Raw genomic sequence first — 17,946 nt, 5'->3', positions numbered from 1 at the left:
TATCAAAAAAAAGCTATATTTCACTTTGCCCGCCGCGCATTTGTCCTGGATAATGCGCCGCGTTCATGTCCTCAAAATGGCGTAACGTCCTATGCTACATTTGTTTGCTGGCCTGGATTTACATACCGGGCTTTTATTATTGCTTGCTCTGGTTTTTGTACTGTTTTACGAAGCGATCAACGGCTTCCACGACACTGCAAACGCAGTAGCAACGGTTATCTACACTCGCGCAATGCGATCGCAGCTCGCGGTTGTTATGGCGGCGGTATTTAACTTTTTTGGTGTTCTTCTGGGTGGACTGAGCGTTGCATATGCGATCGTGCATATGTTGCCAACGGATCTGCTTCTCAACGTTAGTTCTGGCCATGGCCTCGCTATGGTGTTCTCAATGCTGCTTGCTGCAATTATCTGGAACCTCGGTACCTGGTATTTCGGCCTGCCTGCATCCAGTTCTCACACCCTCATCGGCGCGATTATCGGTATTGGGTTAACGAATGCCCTCATGACCGGTACCTCGGTTGTTGATGCGTTAAACATCCCGAAAGTGCTGGGAATTTTCGCCTCACTGATTGTCTCCCCTATCGTGGGTCTGGTGGTCGCAGGCGGATTGATTTTCATCCTGCGTCGTTACTGGAGCAATACGAAAAAACGCTCCCGTATTCACCTGACACCGGCAGAGCGTGAGAAGAAAGACGGCAAGAAAAAGCCGCCATTCTGGACGCGGATTGCCCTGATCCTTTCCGCTATCGGCGTTGCCTTCTCTCACGGCGCGAACGACGGTCAGAAAGGCATTGGTCTGGTAATGCTGGTACTGATTGGCGTCGCACCGGCGGGATTCGTGGTTAACATGAACGCCTCCGGTTACGAAATCACCCGTACCCGTGATGCGGTGAACAATGTTGAAATCTATTTCCAGCAACACCCTGAGCTGCTGAAGAAGGCAACCGGCGTTGACCAGTTGATCCCTTCTCCTGAAGCAGGCGCTACCACTGCGCCGGGCGAATTCCACTGCCATCCGGCAAACGCGATTAACGCGCTGGAACGTGCCAAAGGCATGCTGGGTAATATCGAAAGCTACGACAAACTGTCCGTTGAGCAACGTGGTCAACTGCGTCGCATTATGCTGTGCATCTCTGATGTCACGGATAAAGTGGCGAAGCTGCCAGAAGTGAATGCTGACGACCAGCGTCTGCTGAAGAAACTGAAAGGCGATATGCTCAATACTATTGAGTACGCGCCAATCTGGATCATCATGGCTGTCGCACTGGCTCTCGGTATCGGTACGATGATTGGCTGGCGTCGTGTGGCGACCACCATCGGCGAGAAGATCGGTAAGAAAGGCATGACGTATGCGCAGGGTATGTCCGCGCAGATGACGGCGGCGGTTTCAATCGGTCTGGCGAGCTATACCGGTATGCCAGTTTCGACCACCCACGTACTCTCCTCTTCCGTGGCAGGGACCATGATTGTTGACGGCGGCGGTCTGCAACGCAAAACCGTGACCAACATTCTGATGGCTTGGGTATTTACCCTTCCGGCCTCTATCCTGCTGTCGGGTGGGTTGTACTGGATTTCGCTGAAGCTTATCTAATCGGCAGAACGCGATAAAAAAGCGGGTCAGGAAACTGACCCGCTTTTTTTATGCTCAGTGCCAAATCATCAAGGCAATCATGCTGACCACAACCAGACCACACAGGGCGCTGGTTAAAATGAACTGACGGCGAAGACGCTCGCAACGGCGAATAAACTCTTCATCGTGGTGATCGCGATAGCGCTGGTAATAGATATACCCTACCAGACGCATCTGCTTGCTGGGCTGTCCGTGCGAGGTGAAGAACCCTCCACCGTCCACATACTGATAAAGCAACGGATCGCAACCACGAAGTACCACTAACAGCGCACGTAACGATGAGAAGTAGCGCGCCATATTCACTATGCAAACCACGCATAACGCCCAAAACAATGCGACGGTGCTAATCATACATCCTCCCCGGCGTACGCCCACGAAGCAAGGCCTCTGAGCTACCGCACTCCAGTGCCCTGACAGACAGTTCAGTGAAAGAATGAACAAAAGTCGATCCGGTTCGCGTTTTAATATCCGAACGGCTCATTAAATAGTGTAGGAGATCCGTTAATTTTTTTGCCACAAGGTTAATCGTTATCAACACCAAAGCTTGAAAAATATGTTTTACTGGGCCGTAATGAAAGCATCAGACGACGGCTTTTCCATTTAGTCATCGATAACTTAAGGAAGGAGTAACACTATGGCTTACAAACACATTCTCATCGCGGTAGACCTCTCTCCGGAGAGTAAAGTGCTGGTTGATAAAGCGGTATCCATGGCACGCCCTTACAACGCGAAAGTTTCTCTTATCCACGTTGATGTGAATTACTCCGACCTCTATACCGGTCTGATTGACGTCAATCTCGGTGATATGCAGAAACGCATCTCTGAAGAGACACACCACGCCCTGAGCGAACTGTCCACCAACGCGGGCTACCCTATCACCGAAACCTTAAGCGGCAGCGGCGATCTGGGTCAGGTGCTGGTTGATGCGATTAAGAAATACGATATGGACCTGGTCGTTTGTGGTCACCACCAGGACTTCTGGAGCAAGCTGATGTCTTCAGCGCGTCAGCTGATTAACACCGTTCATGTGGATATGCTGATTGTTCCACTGCGTGACGAAGAAGACGAGTAAGTCTGCTTTCCCTCTCCCAAAGGGAGAGGGAACCGTTCGAGCCTCTTTCCAGCGCGGGTTGGGGTGACAGCATCAAACTGCACACCCTAACCTTCCTGTTCCGGCGTCCCCGAATAAATATCAAACCGGTGCCCTTTGGTAACCACCGCATTGGCCGTGGCCACGTCCGCCAGCGGCGGCGCATAGTCCGGGCGTTTCACCACCACGCGCTTCGTGGCTAGCTGACGAGCAGGCGCCAGCAAACCATCCGCGTCTAAATCCGGTCCGACCAGCGACTGGAACACCCGCATCTCTTTCTTCACCAGCGCGCTTTTCTGCTTATGCGGGAACATCGGGTCGAGGTAGACCACCTGCGGACGCGGAGTGATATCGGTCAGCGCCGTCAGGCTGGAGGCGTGAATCAACTGCAAGCGCGCCTGCAGCCACAGTCCAATCTCCGGGTCGGCATAGCCGCGCGTCAGCCCGTCGTCGAGCAGCGCGGCCACGACCGGATTGCGCTCCAGCATCCGCACGTGACACCCTACCGAGGCCAGGACAAACGCATCGCGCCCTAAACCCGCCGTGGCATCCACCACGTCCGGAAGATAGCTTCCTTTGACGCCAACCGCTTTGGCAACCGCTTCACCGCGACCGCCGCCGAACTTGCGCCGGTGCGCCATGGCGCCCCCCACAAAATCGACAAATATCCCGCCGAGCCTGGGTTCGTCACGCTTACGTAATTCCAGATGCGCCGGCGTCATCACCAGCGCCATCAGGTTTTCATCATCATGCTCCAGCCCCCAGCGGGCGGCCAGAACAGATAAGGCGCCGTCTCCGGCGCCTGTTTCATCGACTAAACAGATCTTCACGTAACGGTTAGCCTTTAATTCCGTAGTGCTCAAGCATCGCATCCAGCTGCGGCTCGCGGCCACGGAAGCGTTTGAACAGCACCATTGGCTCTTCAGAACCGCCGCGCGTCAGGATGTTATCAAGGAACGACTGGCCGGTTTCACGGTTGAAAATGCCCTCTTCTTCAAAGCGAGAGAACGCATCCGCCGCCAGCACGTCGGCCCACAGGTAGCTGTAATAGCCTGCCGCATAGCCGCCCGCGAAGATATGGCTGAACGCGTGCGGGAAGCGGCCCCATGTTGGGCCAGGAATAACGGCGACCTGCTTTTTGATCTCGGCCAGCGTCTCGAGGATTTTCGCCCCCTGCTCCGGACTAAACTCGGCGTGCAGACGGAAGTCGAACAGGCCGAACTCCAGCTGGCGCAGGATAAACATCGCCGCCTGGTAGTTTTTCGCCGCCAGCATTTTATCCAGCAGTTCTTTCGGCAGCGGTTCGCCGGTTTCGTAATGGCCGGAGATGAACGCCAGCGCGTCCGGCTCCCAGCACCAGTTTTCCATAAACTGGCTTGGCAGTTCGACCGCATCCCATGGCACACCGCTGATACCGGCAACGCCTGCGGTTTCGATACGGGTCAGCATATGGTGCAGGCCGTGGCCGAACTCGTGGAACAGGGTAATCACTTCGTCATGGGTAAACAGCGCAGGTTTGCCATTCACCGGACGGTTGAAGTTACAGGTCAGGTACGCCACCGGCTTCTGCAGGGAGCCGTCCGCTTTACGCATCTGCCCGACGCAATCATCCATCCATGCACCGCCGCGTTTGTTCTCGCGAGCGTACAGATCCAGGTAGAAGCTCCCGCGCAGCTCGTTCTTCTCGTCATACAGTTCGAAGAAGCGCACGTCCGGATTCCAGACGTCGATGTCGGTACGTTCTTTGGCGGTGATCCCGTAAATGCGTTTAACCACTTCAAACAGGCCGTTAACGGCTTTGTTTTCCGGGAAGTAAGGGCGCAGCTGCTCATCGCTGATGCTGTAAAGGTGCTGTTTCTGTTTTTCGCTGTACCAGGCGATATCCCACGGCTGCAGCTCGTTGACACCGTATTCCGCTTTCGCGAAGGCGCGCAGCTGTGCCAGCTCTTTCTCGCCCTGCGGACGCGCACGTTTCGCCAGGTCAGTCAGGAAATCGAGGACCTGCTGTGGATTTTCCGCCATTTTGGTGGCGAGGGATTTGGAGGCGTAGCTCTCAAAGCCCAGCAGCTGTGCCAGCTCGTGACGCAGCGCGAGGATTTCAGCCATCACCGGGCTGTTATCCCACTTACCGGCATTCGGACCCTGATCGGAAGCGCGGGTGCTGTACGCACGGTACATCTCTTCGCGCAGCGCCTGATTGTCGCAGTAGGTCATGACCGGCAGGTAGCTCGGGATGTCCAGGGTTAAGAGGAAGCCTTCCTGCTCTTTCGCTTCGGCCTGCGCTTTCGCCGCCGCCAGCGCGCTTTCCGGCATACCGGCCAGCTCGGCTTCGTCGGTAATCAGCTTCGTCCAGCCCATGGTCGCGTCCAGCACGTTGTTGCTGTACTGGTTGCCCAGCTCAGACAGACGGGCCGCAATTTCACCGTAACGGGTCTGTTTCTCTTTCGGCAAACCAATGCCGGAGAGTTCGAAATCACGCAGAGCGTTATCGACCGATTTTTTCTGCGCGGTATTGAGTTCGGCATAGTGGTCGCCATCGCGCAGGTCGCGATAGGCTTTGTACAGCCCCTCGTGTTGACCAACCCAGGTGCTGTACTCAGAGAGCAACGGCAGGGTTTGTTCATACGCTTCACGGAGTTCCGGGCTGTTTTTCACTGAATTCAGATGGCTTACCGGGGAGAAGAGGCGTCCCAGCACGTCATCCACTTCGGCCAGCGGCTGACACAGATTTTCCCAGGTGTACGGCGCGCCCTGCGCCACCACGCTTTCTACCGCCGCTCGGCAGTTGTCCAGCGCCTGTGTTACGGCTGGAACCACATGCTCAGGGAGGATTTTAGAAAACGGTGGCAACGAAAAAGGCGTCAGTAATGGATTGGTCATAAACGCTGTCCTGTTGAATATGATGAATGAAGCGCGCATCCGGCGCTGTGCATATGCGATCTAGAATGGGGATAAGTGTAGAGGATTTCAATGCCAGACGTTGCGCTTTCGCGGCAGGATAAACTTTTCTGTATACTGTGGCGATACGCTCTATTTTTGCCCGATGGCGCTACGCTTATCAGGCCTACGTTTACTACCTGGAACACAATCATTCATGCTCAGTTATCGCCACAGCTTTCACGCAGGCAACCACGCCGACGTCCTTAAACACACCGTTCAGAGCCTGATCATTGAATCACTTAAAGAGAAAGATAAACCGTTTCTCTATCTGGACACCCACGCGGGCGCGGGACGTTATCAGCTGAGCGGCGAACATGCCGAACGCACCGGGGAATACCTGGAAGGGATCGCCCGCATCTGGCAGCAGGACGACCTGCCGGCAGAGCTGGAGCCCTACATTGGTGTGGTGAATCATTTTAACCGCAACGGCCAGCTGCGCTACTACCCTGGCTCGCCGTTGATTGCCCGCCAGCTGCTGCGCGAGCAGGACAGCCTTCAGCTGACCGAACTGCACCCAAGCGACTTCCCGCTGCTGCGTTCTGAATTCCAGAAAGACAGCCGCGCCCGTGTGGAAAAGGCGGATGGCTACCAGCAGCTGAAGGCCAAACTGCCGCCGGTATCCCGTCGCGGTCTGGTGCTGATCGACCCGCCTTATGAGATCAAAACCGACTATCAGGCGGTAGTGAGCGGTATTAACGACGGCTACAAACGCTTTGCGACGGGCACCTATGCCCTGTGGTATCCGGTGGTGCTGCGTGCGCAAATTAAACGCATGATCAAAGACCTGGAAGCGACCGGTATCCGCAAAATGCTGCAAATTGAACTGGCCGTGCGCCCGGACAGCGACCAGCGCGGCATGACCGCTTCCGGCATGATTGTGATCAACCCGCCATGGAAGCTCGAAGCGCAGATGAACAACGTGCTGCCGTGGCTGCACAAGACGCTGGTGCCGGCCGGAACGGGCCATGCCACCGTCAGTTGGATCGTGCCGGAGTAATCGCAGTCATCGGTGGAAACTATTGATTTCAGGTATACAATCGCGGCAATTCACGATTAAGGATAAAAGCTATGACTAAGCATTATGACTACATCGCAATCGGCGGCGGCAGCGGCGGCATCGCCTCCATCAACCGCGCGGCCATGTATGGCCAGAAATGTGCGCTGATCGAAGCCAAAGCGCTGGGCGGCACCTGCGTCAACGTGGGTTGTGTACCGAAGAAAGTGATGTGGCATGCGGCCCAAATCCGTGAAGCAATCCATATGTATGGCCCGGATTACGGCTTTGACACCACCATCAATAACTTTGACTGGAACAAGCTGATCGCCAGCCGTACTGCCTATATCGACCGTATTCATACCTCGTACGACAATGTGCTGGGCAAGAACAACGTCGATGTTATTCATGGTTTTGCGCGCTTTGTTGATGCGAAGACGATCGACGTTAACGGTGAGACGATCACTGCCGATCACATCCTGATCGCGACCGGCGGGCGTCCGAGCCACCCGGATATTCCCGGTGTGGAATACGGTATCGACTCCGACGGTTTCTTCGAGCTGCCTGCTCTGCCAGAACGTGTTGCCGTGGTGGGCGCGGGATACATCGCCGTAGAACTGGCCGGTGTGATTAATGGCCTGGGCGCAGAAACGCACCTGTTCGTGCGTAAACACGCGCCGCTGCGCAACTTTGACCCGCTGATCGTCGATACGCTGGTCGAAGTGATGAATACCGAAGGCCCAACGCTGCACACCCACGCCGTTCCAAAAGCGGTCGTGAAAAATGCAGACGGTAGCCTGACGCTTGAGCTGGAAGATGGCCGTAGCCAGACCGTGGATTGCCTGATCTGGGCGATTGGTCGTGAACCGGCTAACGACAACTTCAACCTGGCGGCGACGGGCGTTAAAACCGATGAGAAAGGGTACATCGTTGTCGATAAATTCCAGAACACCAGCGTTCCGGGCATTTACGCGGTGGGCGATAACACCGGTGCGGTCGAACTGACGCCGGTTGCGGTTGCCGCGGGCCGTCGCCTCTCTGAGCGTCTGTTTAACAACAAACCGGAAGAGCATCTGGACTACAGAAACATTCCGACCGTGGTCTTCAGCCACCCGCCAATCGGCACAGTGGGCTTAACAGAACCCCAGGCGCGCGAGCAGTATGGCGACGACCAGGTGAAAGTGTATAAATCCGCGTTCACCGCGATGTATACCGCCGTCACCTCTCACCGTCAGCCATGCCGCATGAAGCTGGTCTGCGTGGGTCCGGAAGAGAAGATTGTCGGTATCCACGGCATTGGCTTTGGCATGGACGAGATCCTGCAGGGCTTCGCCGTGGCGCTGAAAATGGGTGCCACCAAGAAAGACTTCGATAACACCGTTGCGATCCACCCGACAGCGGCCGAAGAATTTGTCACCATGCGTTAAGCAAAATGCCCCTCTGCGGAGGGGCGTTTGTTTCAGACATAAATCGTTGCACAACGAATGCTCTGAATTATTTGCCCCATAGATCTGTCTAAAAATCCCTTTTAGCCTTTATTTTTCAGGCAATTACTGTTTTAACTCCGCAAATACCTCGCGTTTAAAAACGTGATCAACCGCACATTTCCCTCAGCCAACACCGAAGCGAATGTCTACGCTTATAAGACGCCCGGAAAAAACTGTTATTTTGAACACACAACCGGAGGTCCTTATCGCCATGTTCAACCAGAAACTACAGGCTGCCGAGAACATCGAGTTCGAGATTGCAGAAGAGCTGCGCTACGAGACCGATCCCTGCGAGTTAAAACTGGATGAAATGATTGAGGCGGAGCCGGAACCCGAAATGATTGAGGGGCTACCCGCCTCTGATGCTCTGACGCCCGCCGATCGCTATCTGGAACTGTTCGAGCACGTGCAGTCGACACGGCTGTTTGCGGACAGCAAAACCTTCCCCGACTGTGCCCCGAAGATGGATCCTCTGGATATTCTGATCCGCTATCGCAAGGTCAGGCGCCACCGGGATTTCGACCTGCGCCGGTTCGTGGAGAACCACTTCTGGCTGCCAGAGACCTATACCACGGAATATGTCTCCGACCCCGGCCTGTCGCTAAAAGAGCACATTGACAGCCTGTGGCCCGTGCTGACGCGCGAGCCGCAGGACCACATCCCCTGGTCTTCTCTGCTGGCGCTGCCGCAGGCCTATATCGTGCCCGGCGGGCGTTTTAGTGAGACCTATTACTGGGATTCCTACTTCTCCATGCTGGGTCTGGCAGAGAGCGGACGTAACGATCTGCTGAAATGTATGGCGGATAACTTCGCGTGGTTGATTGAACGCTACGGCCATATCCCGAACGGTAACCGTACCTATTATCTCAGCCGCTCCCAGCCGCCGGTATTTGCCCTGATGGTGGAGCTGTTTGAAGAGGATGGTGTGCGCGGTGCAAAGCGCTACCTTGAACACCTCAAAATGGAGCATGCCTTCTGGATGGACGGGGCCGAATCGCTGCTGCTTAATCAGGCCTATCGCAGCGCGGTGCGTATGCCGGATGGCTCGCTGTTAAACCGCTACTGGGACGACCGTGACACGCCGCGTGATGAATCATGGATTGAGGATGTGGAAACCGCCCGTCACTCTGGCCGTCCGCCGAATGAGGTTTATCGCGATTTGCGCGCAGGCGCGGCCTCCGGCTGGGATTACTCCTCGCGCTGGCTGCGGGAGCCTGGCCGACTTGCCAGCATCCGCACCACGCAGTTTATCCCTATCGATTTGAACGCGTTCCTGTTCAAACTGGAAAGCGCGATCGCCAATATTTCGGCATCGAAAGGGGATAAAGAGACCGCGGAACTGTTCCGCCAGAAAGCCAGCGATCGCCGCGCCGCGGTGAACCGGTATCTGTGGGATGACGAGAATGGCTGTTACCGTGACTACGACTGGCGCCGCGAGGTCATGGCGCTGTTCTCAGCGGCGAGCATTGTGCCGCTGTACGTTGGCATGGCGACCCACGAGCAGGCTGAACGCTTGTCGGATGCGGTAAAAGCACGTCTGCTGACGCCGGGCGGGATTCTGGCCACCGAGTACGAAACCGGCGAGCAGTGGGATAAACCCAACGGCTGGGCGCCGCTGCAGTGGATGGCGATTCAGGGCTTCAAACAGTACGGCAATGACTCGCTGGGCGATGAGATTGCCTGGAGCTGGCTGCAGACGGTGAATCATTTCTATAAAGCCCACCATAAGCTGATTGAGAAATATCACATCGCCAGCAGTACGCCGCGCGAAGGGGGCGGGGGTGAGTACCCGCTGCAGGATGGCTTCGGCTGGACTAACGGCGTGGTACGGCGGTTGATAGGGTTGTATGGGGAGCCGTGACCTTCTGCGGTCTGATGCCCGTATCCATCCCTCTCCTGCCGGGAGAGGGAGAAGACAGGATTAACGAATCACTTCATAAATGGCGGTCTGTATGGACTGCCATTTTTTTGTGGTGGCATCCGGCTGTGATTGTGCCCGACGCGTCGCCAAATCCAGATCATGCTGCTGGCGCTTCACCACGGCAGGCACGGTGCAAAACGCCTTCAGATACTGTTTACGCATTGACGTCAGGGACTCGCCATTCGACATGGCATGGCTGAGCGTGTTGATAAAGCGCCGGCACGGCTTCTGTTCCACCATGTTCTGTCGGTAGCGCAACATCAGCTCCAGAACGTCGTCATAGTCAGCCGACATCGCCTCTTCCGTCCAGGAGAGCTTCCAGTCCATCCCTCCCTGCAAAAACAGCAGTGCCACCCGGGTATCATTGCGGTTAATCGCCGAGCGGAAATTATTCTCGTCCCAGGTCACGCCCATACGCGACAGCGTCTCGCGCGAGGACGGGGTTTCGCGCATCTCCTGAGGCTGGGCCGTTTCTGCAACGTTCCCGGCTGCAGGCTGGGGTTTACTGCTGGTTACCAGCCAGAAGCCGCCCGCCACAATGGCAATCACCATCACGCCAACCGCCCCCCATAACGCGCCGGAAATAAGCTGCTCACGCTGTTCTGGCGTGCGCGGTGCGCGCTGGGTCGGTTTTTCAATCGTGTCACGAACCTCAAAGAGATCCCCGCCGGTCACACGATCCATTTTCTGCGCCTTTTCCCAGAAAGCATGTAGCTCGCTGGCATCCACCGCCATCAGTCCGGCCGGGTTGACGCGGGTTCTCCCCTCTTCAAAAGCACGTTGAACCGGTCGGGTGATCTGCGTGTAGTAGTTATCCAGCAGCTGGATTTGCGCCGAACTTAACGCCTTCTGCACGGTAATATTGTTGCGGATTTGCCGAATATCATCGAGGAAGGTTTGCAGGGTTTTCCGCGGTTCCACCATCAGCGTGAGCATTGACGGATCGCTAAACAGCGAGGCGTAGTAGCGGCTGAACTCTTTTTTATCCACCAGCATCTGTGCCAGCTCACTGAACATCATGCCGCTCAGCACATCATTGATGTCACCAAGCTTCAGCCAGCGCCGCACGCGGTCCGCGTTAAACAGGGTTTTAAGATGGTTATTCAGCCGCACCTGATCGGGCCAGGCCTGCTGGATGAGCCCTTTTATCATCAACTCAATCGTACGTACCTGCTTGTGCGCCTGTTGTTGCTGGAGTTCACTGCCAGGCGCCACTTCGGTGCTGTAGGTCAGAAGAGGCTGTTGCAAACGAAGGTGCTCCAGCGTGGTCACAAACCGCATCGCGGCAATCAGCTGGTTTTCACTGACATCCTGACCGCTTTCGTACTGAGGAACACGCTGCTGAAGCAGACGCAATTGCAGCGTGAATTCGGACATCTCCGCGTCATTCAAATTGAGCGTCTTCGCAACCGCATTCCAGCCCCCCAGGCCTAAACGCGCGCTGTCCAGTTGTTCCAGAAACCAGCGTGGATCTTTTCCCTCAGAAACATGTACATTCAGGAGAAGTAAAATTTCAACCGAGGCCTGGCGAATAACCGCCAGACAGTGTTCGAACTGTTCGCGGATAGGGTGTGCTGTGCTGAGAGTCATTGTTTTCCTTAAGCGACAACGAAGACAACCAGAATGGGCCCGTAATGGCCGTTTTTCTTTTTATTTATACGAGGTTAACCATACCTGACTTTCTGTTGAAATAAAGTGACACCACGAAAATCATTTTAAATGTTTCAGGAGAATCTGAATGCCTGTCTTAACGACATCGCGTCTTATCTGTTCGCCGCTGCAAGACCTTGACTGGACCTTTTTCCTGGCGTTACAGCACGACCCCGAGGTGATGCGTTTTGTCGCGGAAGATCGCCCCGTGGAGGCGATCCGCGAGGCGTTCGAATCTCGTCTGACGCCCTGGACGCCGGGCAGCGCGCACTGGCTTTGCCTCGTTGTGCGTGACGCCACCTCCGGCGTACCGCTCGGCGTCACCGGTTATATTCATCGCGATGACGATTGCGCGGAAGTGGGTTTTCTTTTTGCACCTGCGGCCCAGGGGAAAGGTTACGGCTTCGAATCGCTGCAGGCGCTGTGCGGTTACGCCTTTCATCAGGGCGGCATCCGCCGCCTCACCGCCACCGTCACGGCGGGGAATATCGCCTCCAGACGCCTGCTGGAAAAAACGGGCTTTCGTCTGGAGGGCGAGTTACGCGAGAGTTATTATCTTGGCGGACAATGGCATAATGACTGGCTGTTCGGTTTATTGAAGCAGGAATATCTCAGCAATCATTCCTGATCTATAGCCATTTGGCGGATATTTCGCGTGCGTCGTTTACTCTACAATATTGCCATTAAGAGGAAACGAATATGAAAGGTCATGCGCTGAAGATATCTTCTGCCGCCATTGCGTTAATAAAAAAACACCAGGGGCTTTCTCTGGAGAAATATCGTGATGAAAACGGTTTATGGGTTATTGGCTATGGCCATGTTATTCGCCAGGGCGAATGTTTTCAGCGTCTTATCACGCCGCTACAGGCTGAATATTTACTTCACGATGATATTCAGCTGTGCGAAACGCTGCTGCGGGAAAAATTTAAACGCCCGTTAACCCAACAGCAGCACGACGCGCTGGTGTTGATGATGCTCAGTTTCGGTGAGACGACCTCACTCCCGACCGCAATTCTTCAGGCCGTCGCCCGGGTATAGTACATCGCGGCCTGGGTTCTGTTTTTCACCTCCAGGCGGCGGAAAAGCGCTTCCAGGTGCGCTTTCACCGTGGCGGCGCTGATGTTGAGATTGCGTCCGATCTCTTTGTTGGACTCCCCCGCCGCCAGTAATTTCAGGACTTCGCGCTGGCGTTCGCTTAAGGATAATAACGCCTGCGGCGCCGACGGTTGCCTCACCCACTCACCGGGGAAGCACACCATTCCTCGGGAGACCGAATCCAGCACCGCGGAAAAGCGCTCCGGGTGCGCATTGCGGGGAATAATGGCCATCACGTTTCGCTGCAGCAATTGCTCAACCCATCGGGCCTCTTTTTTAGCCAGAACCATTACCACGCGTATCGTCGGAAAACGCTGCATGATCGCTTCCAACCAGGCGATCCCCTCATCCTCAATTAAATTCCCGTCAATCATGACGATAGCCGAGGGTGACGCTGAAATTTGCGCCCATAAATCTTCTGCCTGACAGCTTCCCGTAATATTTATTTCCGGAATTAATTTCTGAAGACTGTGTATCGCTCCGTGAATAAACAGGGACTGCCTGTCAAACATAATTACCCGCATCGTTTTTCTCCCTCTGAGAGTCGCGAAGGGAGATTCTACAGAGGCATTATTTAAGAAAAAACTCAATGAACGGAGACGTTACAAATCCACCAGTGTTATTTATATCTCCCAGGATCTGGACACATTCAATTTGAGGATTTCCTTAAGAGGTTCCATCCCCTTAAGCGAAGACATCACAGGAACATACCGCCTGATACTTCAATACGTTGCGCATTCATCCAGCCCAGTTTATCGCTGAGCAGCGCCGCAATGGCATCACCGATATCATCCGGCAGCCCTACGCGCCCGAGCGCCGTCTGCGATGCCAGCATCTGATTAAGCTGCGCGTTGTCACGCACGCGTCCGCCGCCAAAGTCGGTTTCTATCGCACCGGGAGCAATGATATTGACGGAGATGCCGCGCGCGCCCAGCTCTTTCGCCTGGTAGCGGGTCAGCACTTCCATCGCCCCTTTCATTGCCGCATAGGTGCCGGAACCGGGTTGCGTAAAACGGGCCAGCCCGCTGGAGACGTTCAGGATCCGCCCACCGTCGTTCAGCAAGGGAAGCAAACGCTGCGTCAGGAAAAAAGGCCCTTTGAAATGGATATTCAGCGCCTCATCAAACTGGGCTTCCGTTGTCTCGGCATAGGGCGCGTACAAGCCCGTCCCGGCGTTGTTTAATAAATAATCAAAGGTTTCACGCTGCCATACGGTATTAAGGATTTCCTGAAGCTGACCGGCAAAAAGGTCGAAACTGGCAACATCGCCGACGTTGAGCTGCAATGCGGCCGCGTTAACGCCTTTTTGCTGAATTTCGCGCACAACATCCAGCGCGTCCTGTTGGCTTCGGTTATAGGTCAGGATAATTCCCGTTCCGTCTGCTGCCAGCTTTAAGGCCGCGTTTTTACCCAGGCCACGGCTACCCCCTGTGACTAATGCAATACGTTCAGACATAAGAAACCTCGTTTTGACTGTTGTGGAGATTGAGAAAGAGCTTATTAGGTGATAGAAGATCAATAAAGATGTCGCAGAGCGCTTCACTGTTTCAATTGCAACAACAATGAGCTTCGTCTATGGATAAAATTCACGCAATGCAGCTGTTTGTTCGTGTCGCGGAACTGGAGAGTTTTTCCCGGGCGGCGGAGTCACTGACGCTGCCGAAAGGCAGTGTTTCGCGGCAAATTCAGGCGCTGGAAAACCGACTGGGAACCCAGCTATTGCACCGAACCACGCGTCGCGTAAGCCTGACGCAGGACGGCATGGTGTATTACGAGCGGGCAAAAGATCTTCTGACAAACCTGGATGAACTGGACGGTATGTTCCAGCATGACCCCTCCACCATCAGCGGTCGGTTACGCGTGGATATGCCCGTCAGCGTTGCTCGAAATTTAGTCATCCCCAAACTGCCTGCTTTTCTGCAGCAATATCCGGGCATCGAGCTGGAACTTAGCAGCAGCGATCGCCTGGTGGATGTTATTCGTGAAGGGTTTGATTGTGTGGTACGCGTCGGCGCGCTCAAAGACTCGGGACTTATCGCCCGCCCGCTGGGCAAGCTGTCGGTGATTAACTGCGCCAGCCCGGATTATGTCACGCGTTTTGGCTATCCGGAAACGCTGGAAGATTTGGGTTCACACGCCGTCATTCACTATGCCGCCACGCTGGGAACACGTCCCCAGGGCTTTGAATTTTATAACGGCACGTCGACGCAGTGGGTGAAGACGGGCGGGGTCTTAACCGTCAACAGCACAGAAACGTATCAGGCGGCGTGCATCGCCGGACTGGGTATTATCCAGGTGCCGCGCGTTGGCGTGCGTGACGCTCTGCGCACCAGGAAGTTGATTGAAGTTCTCCCGCAGTACCGGGCGGAACCGATGCCGGTATCGCTGATTTATCCCCACCGGCGCAACCTCTCCCGTCGGGTACATCTGTTTATGGAGTGGCTTACTGCACTCACAAAAGCTTACGTGGATTAGTCGCAAGCTATAATTCAATAACATCCAGCCAAACGAAAAGGAAAAGTCGCGTGACGCCGGAAAACAACCCGCAACGACCTACCCAACATTTAGATTACGAACCCATCCAGAAGATGGAAACCGGGCCCGAAGAAGTAAAAATGCCAGGCACCGCCAGCAAAGCGCTGGGGACTGTCACCAGCCTGGCAGAGCGGATACAGCAGTTCCCCATGATTGCGCACCTGATACGCGCAACAGAGCGGTTTAATGACCGCATGGGTAACCAGTTTGGTGCTGCCATCACCTATTTCTCTTTTTTATCGATGATCCCGATCCTGATGGTGTCCTTTGCCGCAGCCGGTTTTGTGCTCGCGTCACACCCAACGCTGCTGCAGGATATCTTCAATAAAATCCTGAATAACGTCAGTGATCCGACCCTCGCCACCACGCTCAAAAACACCATTAATACCGCCGTACAGCAACGTACGACGGTCGGTATCGTCGGTCTGCTGATTGCCCTTTACTCCGGGATTAACTGGATGGGCAACCTCCGCGAGGCCATTCGTGCCCAGTCGCGCGAGGTGTGGGAGCGTAAGCCTCAGGACCAGGAGAAAATCTGGGTTAAGTATCTTCGCGACTTTGTTTCGCTGATTGGCCTGCTCGTCGCGCTGATTGTGACGCTCTCCATCACCTCCGTCGCCGGTTCGGCGCAGCAGATGATTATCTCTGCGCTCTATCTGGATTACATCGAATGGCTGAAGCCCGCGTGGCGCGGCATTGGACTGGCTATTTCCATCTTCGCCAACTATCTGCTGTTCTTCTGGATCTTCTGGCGCTTGCCCCGCCATCGTCCGCGTAAGAAGGCGCTGATCCGCGGCACATTGATTGCGGCGATAGGCTTTGAAGTGATCAAAATTGTGATGACTTACACTCTGCCATCGCTGGTGAAATCCCCTTCTGGCGCGGCGTTTGGCTCGGTGCTGGGGCTGATGGCGTTCTTCTACTTCTTCGCCCGCCTGACCTTGTTCTGCGCGGCATGGATTGCCACCGCCGAGTACAAAGACGACCCGCGAATGCCGGGTAAAACACACCGATAACGTCTCTCCCGGGCTGAAACTTCAGCCCGATTCATCATTTCAGCATATAAATCCAGTCCGTAACTTTTATTTAACCAAAAACCAGTTTTATCAGCTGATATCTGAAAACTGTGAAGCATTTCATAGAAGTGTTTTGTCTGGCCTGAACATTATCCGCTTTTTGTTGCTTTTATCACCAGCGCGCGGCTTTGTTACAGATTGAAATGTCGCTTTTGCTGTGCGTAATATGGCCTTTCGTCCGACTAAAAATAAGAAAATATTATGCAAGCAACAGCCACAACACTCGACTCCGGTGCGGAAACCGCGCCGGTTAACTCGCGAAACAAAGTTGTCGTCGCCTCGCTGATTGGCACCGCCATTGAGTTCTTCGACTTTTACATTTATGCCACCGCAGCGGTCATTGTCTTCCCGCATATTTTCTTCCCGCAGGGTGACCCGACGGCAGCCACGCTGCAGTCTCTGGCTACCTTTGCGATCGCGTTTGTTGCGCGTCCGATTGGCTCTGCCCTGTTTGGACACTTTGGCGATCGCATCGGCCGTAAGGTCACGCTGGTGGCCTCGCTGCTGACGATGGGGATCTCCACCGTCGCTATCGGCTTGCTGCCTACCTACGAAACCATTGGTATTCTGGCCCCGATGCTGCTGGCGCTGGCGCGTTTTGGTCAGGGTCTGGGGCTGGGCGGTGAATGGGGGGGTGCGGCGCTGCTGGCCACGGAGAACGCACCGGCACGCAAACGCGCGCTGTACGGTTCATTCCCGCAGCTTGGCGCACCGATTGGCTTCTTCTTTGCGAACGGGACTTTCCTGCTGCTCTCCTGGCTGCTGACGGACGAACAGTTCATGAGCTGGGGCTGGCGTATTCCGTTCGTCTTCTCCGCCGTGCTGGTGCTGATTGGCCTGTATGTCCGCGTGTCACTTCACGAAACGCCGGTTTTCGCTAAAGTTGCCGCCGCAAAAAAACAGGTAAAAGTGCCGCTGGGTACGCTGCTGACTAAACACGTCCGCGTGACGGTACTGGGCACGTTTATCATGCTCGCGACCTACACGCTGTTCTATATCATGACGGTCTATTCAATGACGTTCAGCACCGCCGCCGCGCCGGTTGGGCTCGGCCTGCCGCGTAACGAAGTGCTGTGGATGTTGATGATGGCGGTCATTGGGTTTGGCGTCATGGTGCCGATTGCCGGCCTGCTGGCGGATAAGTTTGGTCGTCGCTCAAGCATGATTGTTATCACCACGCTGATCATTCTGTTTGCCCTGTTCGTCTTCCCGCCGCTGCTGGGTTCAGGTAGCCCTGCGCTGGTGATGGCGTACCTGCTCATTGGTCTGAGCCTGATGGGCCTGACCTTCGGCCCGATGGGCGCGCTGCTGCCAGAGCTGTTCCCGACGGAAGTGCGTTATACCGGCGCGTCGTTCTCCTATAACGTTGCCTCTATTCTGGGTGCGTCCGTTGCGCCTTATATCGCCACCTGGCTGCAGGCAAATTATGGCCTGTTCTACGTGGGCGTTTACCTGGCCGCAATGGCAGCGTTGACGCTGATTGCCCTGCTGCTGACCCACGAGACGAAGCACCAGTCTCTGTAATTCA

General features: G+C 55.2%; 16 protein-coding genes. 10 read left to right on the top strand and 6 right to left on the bottom strand.

Features of this window, described 5'->3' with window-relative positions; translation table 11 throughout:
* Positions 1-91: 91 nt before the first annotated feature.
* Positions 92-1,591 (top strand): inorganic phosphate transporter PitA, encoded by a 1,500-nt coding sequence (pitA, locus tag BJP35_RS00535; protein ID WP_014172068.1) that lies wholly within the window; start codon positions 92-94, stop codon positions 1,589-1,591.
* A gap of 54 nt (positions 1,592-1,645) precedes the next feature.
* On the opposite strand, the gene uspB is transcribed toward pitA, so the two are convergent.
* The gene (uspB, locus tag BJP35_RS00530; protein ID WP_003861224.1) at positions 1,646-1,981 is read right to left on the bottom strand and encodes a universal stress protein UspB; all 336 of its coding nucleotides are present in this window, start codon (positions 1,979-1,981) and stop codon (positions 1,646-1,648) included.
* A gap of 283 nt (positions 1,982-2,264) precedes the next feature.
* On the opposite strand from uspB, the gene uspA reads away from it, so the two are divergent.
* Positions 2,265-2,702 (top strand): universal stress protein UspA, encoded by a 438-nt coding sequence (gene uspA / locus BJP35_RS00525; protein ID WP_003861223.1) that lies wholly within the window; start codon positions 2,265-2,267, stop codon positions 2,700-2,702.
* Positions 2,703-2,788: 86 nt separating this feature from the next.
* Here the strand turns inward: uspA and rsmJ are convergent, their stop codons facing one another.
* Entirely contained in the window at positions 2,789-3,550 is a 762-nt protein-coding gene (gene rsmJ / locus BJP35_RS00520) for a 16S rRNA (guanine(1516)-N(2))-methyltransferase RsmJ (RefSeq protein ID WP_040018266.1), read from the bottom strand.
* 7 nt (positions 3,551-3,557) lie between these two features.
* Positions 3,558-5,600, bottom strand: a complete 2,043-nt coding sequence (gene prlC, locus BJP35_RS00515) for an oligopeptidase A (protein WP_086462852.1) — start codon at positions 5,598-5,600, stop codon at positions 3,558-3,560.
* Between the two features lie 214 nt (positions 5,601-5,814).
* Between prlC and BJP35_RS00510 the strand changes: the two genes are divergently transcribed.
* The 3 genes from BJP35_RS00510 to BJP35_RS00500 all read left to right on the top strand — a co-directional run bounded on the left by BJP35_RS00510 (position 5,815) and on the right by BJP35_RS00500 (position 10,002).
* The gene (locus tag BJP35_RS00510) at positions 5,815-6,657 is read left to right on the top strand and encodes a 23S rRNA (adenine(2030)-N(6))-methyltransferase RlmJ (protein WP_032679166.1); all 843 of its coding nucleotides are present in this window, start codon (positions 5,815-5,817) and stop codon (positions 6,655-6,657) included.
* Between the two features lie 71 nt (positions 6,658-6,728).
* Positions 6,729-8,081, top strand: coding sequence for a glutathione-disulfide reductase (gene gorA, locus BJP35_RS00505; RefSeq protein WP_047742642.1), 1,353 nt, complete (start codon positions 6,729-6,731; stop codon positions 8,079-8,081).
* Between the two features lie 271 nt (positions 8,082-8,352).
* Positions 8,353-10,002 (top strand): alpha,alpha-trehalase, encoded by a 1,650-nt coding sequence (locus BJP35_RS00500; protein WP_020884498.1) that lies wholly within the window; start codon positions 8,353-8,355, stop codon positions 10,000-10,002.
* Between the two features lie 60 nt (positions 10,003-10,062).
* Here BJP35_RS00500 and BJP35_RS00495 read toward each other — a convergent pair whose 3' ends face one another.
* Complete coding sequence (locus tag BJP35_RS00495) at positions 10,063-11,652, bottom strand: STY4199 family HEPN domain-containing protein (RefSeq protein WP_032679187.1); 1,590 nt, start codon at positions 11,650-11,652, stop codon at positions 10,063-10,065.
* A 148-nt stretch (positions 11,653-11,800) separates the two neighbouring features.
* On the opposite strand from BJP35_RS00495, the gene BJP35_RS00490 reads away from it, so the two are divergent.
* On the top strand, positions 11,801-12,340 hold the full coding sequence (locus BJP35_RS00490; protein WP_047742644.1) for a GNAT family N-acetyltransferase: 540 nt from the start codon (positions 11,801-11,803) through the stop codon (positions 12,338-12,340).
* A 71-nt stretch (positions 12,341-12,411) separates the two neighbouring features.
* Positions 12,412-12,750: a lysozyme gene (locus tag BJP35_RS00485; RefSeq protein WP_014172077.1), complete on the top strand. Its 339-nt coding sequence runs from the start codon at positions 12,412-12,414 to the stop codon at positions 12,748-12,750.
* Here the strand turns inward: BJP35_RS00485 and BJP35_RS00480 are convergent.
* Together BJP35_RS00480 and BJP35_RS00475 are read right to left on the bottom strand one after the other, a co-directional pair.
* Positions 12,729-13,331: a response regulator transcription factor gene (locus tag BJP35_RS00480; RefSeq protein ID WP_047742646.1), complete on the bottom strand. Its 603-nt coding sequence runs from the start codon at positions 13,329-13,331 to the stop codon at positions 12,729-12,731. The two genes, BJP35_RS00485 and BJP35_RS00480, sit on opposite strands and share 22 nt — an antisense overlap.
* A 173-nt stretch (positions 13,332-13,504) precedes the next feature.
* The gene (locus tag BJP35_RS00475) at positions 13,505-14,263 is read right to left on the bottom strand and encodes an SDR family NAD(P)-dependent oxidoreductase (RefSeq protein WP_032679191.1); all 759 of its coding nucleotides are present in this window, start codon (positions 14,261-14,263) and stop codon (positions 13,505-13,507) included.
* A gap of 119 nt (positions 14,264-14,382) precedes the next feature.
* Between BJP35_RS00475 and BJP35_RS00470 the strand changes: the two genes are divergently transcribed.
* The 3 genes from BJP35_RS00470 (at position 14,383) to BJP35_RS00460 (ending at position 17,942) form a co-directional block, all read left to right on the top strand.
* The gene (locus tag BJP35_RS00470) at positions 14,383-15,282 is read left to right on the top strand and encodes a LysR family transcriptional regulator (protein WP_014172080.1); all 900 of its coding nucleotides are present in this window, start codon (positions 14,383-14,385) and stop codon (positions 15,280-15,282) included.
* Positions 15,283-15,332: 50 nt separating this feature from the next.
* Positions 15,333-16,358 carry an inner membrane protein YhjD gene (gene yhjD, locus BJP35_RS00465; protein ID WP_020884492.1) on the top strand — a complete coding sequence of 342 codons (1,026 nt, stop codon included), beginning with the start codon at positions 15,333-15,335 and terminating at the stop codon, positions 16,356-16,358.
* Between the two features lie 261 nt (positions 16,359-16,619).
* Positions 16,620-17,942 (top strand): MFS transporter, encoded by a 1,323-nt coding sequence (locus BJP35_RS00460; protein WP_014172082.1) that lies wholly within the window; start codon positions 16,620-16,622, stop codon positions 17,940-17,942.
* Positions 17,943-17,946 lie beyond the last annotated feature (4 nt).

Origin of the sequence: Enterobacter sp. J49, assembly GCF_002148625.1 — a bacterium.
Lineage (GTDB): Bacteria > Pseudomonadota > Gammaproteobacteria > Enterobacterales > Enterobacteriaceae > Enterobacter > Enterobacter ludwigii.
Note: the sequence above shows the minus strand (reverse complement) of the source record. Positions and strands in the feature narration are given on the sequence as shown.

Coding starts and splice junctions, on each gene's coding strand:
- pitA (WP_014172068.1), top strand. CDS start 92: ATGCTACATTTGTTTGCTGGCCTGGATTTACATACCGGGCTTTTATTA.
- uspB (WP_003861224.1), bottom strand. CDS start 1,981: ATGATTAGCACCGTCGCATTGTTTTGGGCGTTATGCGTGGTTTGCATA.
- uspA (WP_003861223.1), top strand. CDS start 2,265: ATGGCTTACAAACACATTCTCATCGCGGTAGACCTCTCTCCGGAGAGT.
- prlC (WP_086462852.1), bottom strand. CDS start 5,600: ATGACCAATCCATTACTGACGCCTTTTTCGTTGCCACCGTTTTCTAAA.
- BJP35_RS00510 (WP_032679166.1), top strand. CDS start 5,815: ATGCTCAGTTATCGCCACAGCTTTCACGCAGGCAACCACGCCGACGTC.
- gorA (WP_047742642.1), top strand. CDS start 6,729: ATGACTAAGCATTATGACTACATCGCAATCGGCGGCGGCAGCGGCGGC.
- BJP35_RS00500 (WP_020884498.1), top strand. CDS start 8,353: ATGTTCAACCAGAAACTACAGGCTGCCGAGAACATCGAGTTCGAGATT.
- BJP35_RS00495 (WP_032679187.1), bottom strand. CDS start 11,652: ATGACTCTCAGCACAGCACACCCTATCCGCGAACAGTTCGAACACTGT.
- BJP35_RS00490 (WP_047742644.1), top strand. CDS start 11,801: ATGCCTGTCTTAACGACATCGCGTCTTATCTGTTCGCCGCTGCAAGAC.
- BJP35_RS00485 (WP_014172077.1), top strand. CDS start 12,412: ATGAAAGGTCATGCGCTGAAGATATCTTCTGCCGCCATTGCGTTAATA.
- BJP35_RS00480 (WP_047742646.1), bottom strand. CDS start 13,331: ATGCGGGTAATTATGTTTGACAGGCAGTCCCTGTTTATTCACGGAGCG.
- BJP35_RS00475 (WP_032679191.1), bottom strand. CDS start 14,263: ATGTCTGAACGTATTGCATTAGTCACAGGGGGTAGCCGTGGCCTGGGT.
- BJP35_RS00470 (WP_014172080.1), top strand. CDS start 14,383: ATGGATAAAATTCACGCAATGCAGCTGTTTGTTCGTGTCGCGGAACTG.
- BJP35_RS00460 (WP_014172082.1), top strand. CDS start 16,620: ATGCAAGCAACAGCCACAACACTCGACTCCGGTGCGGAAACCGCGCCG.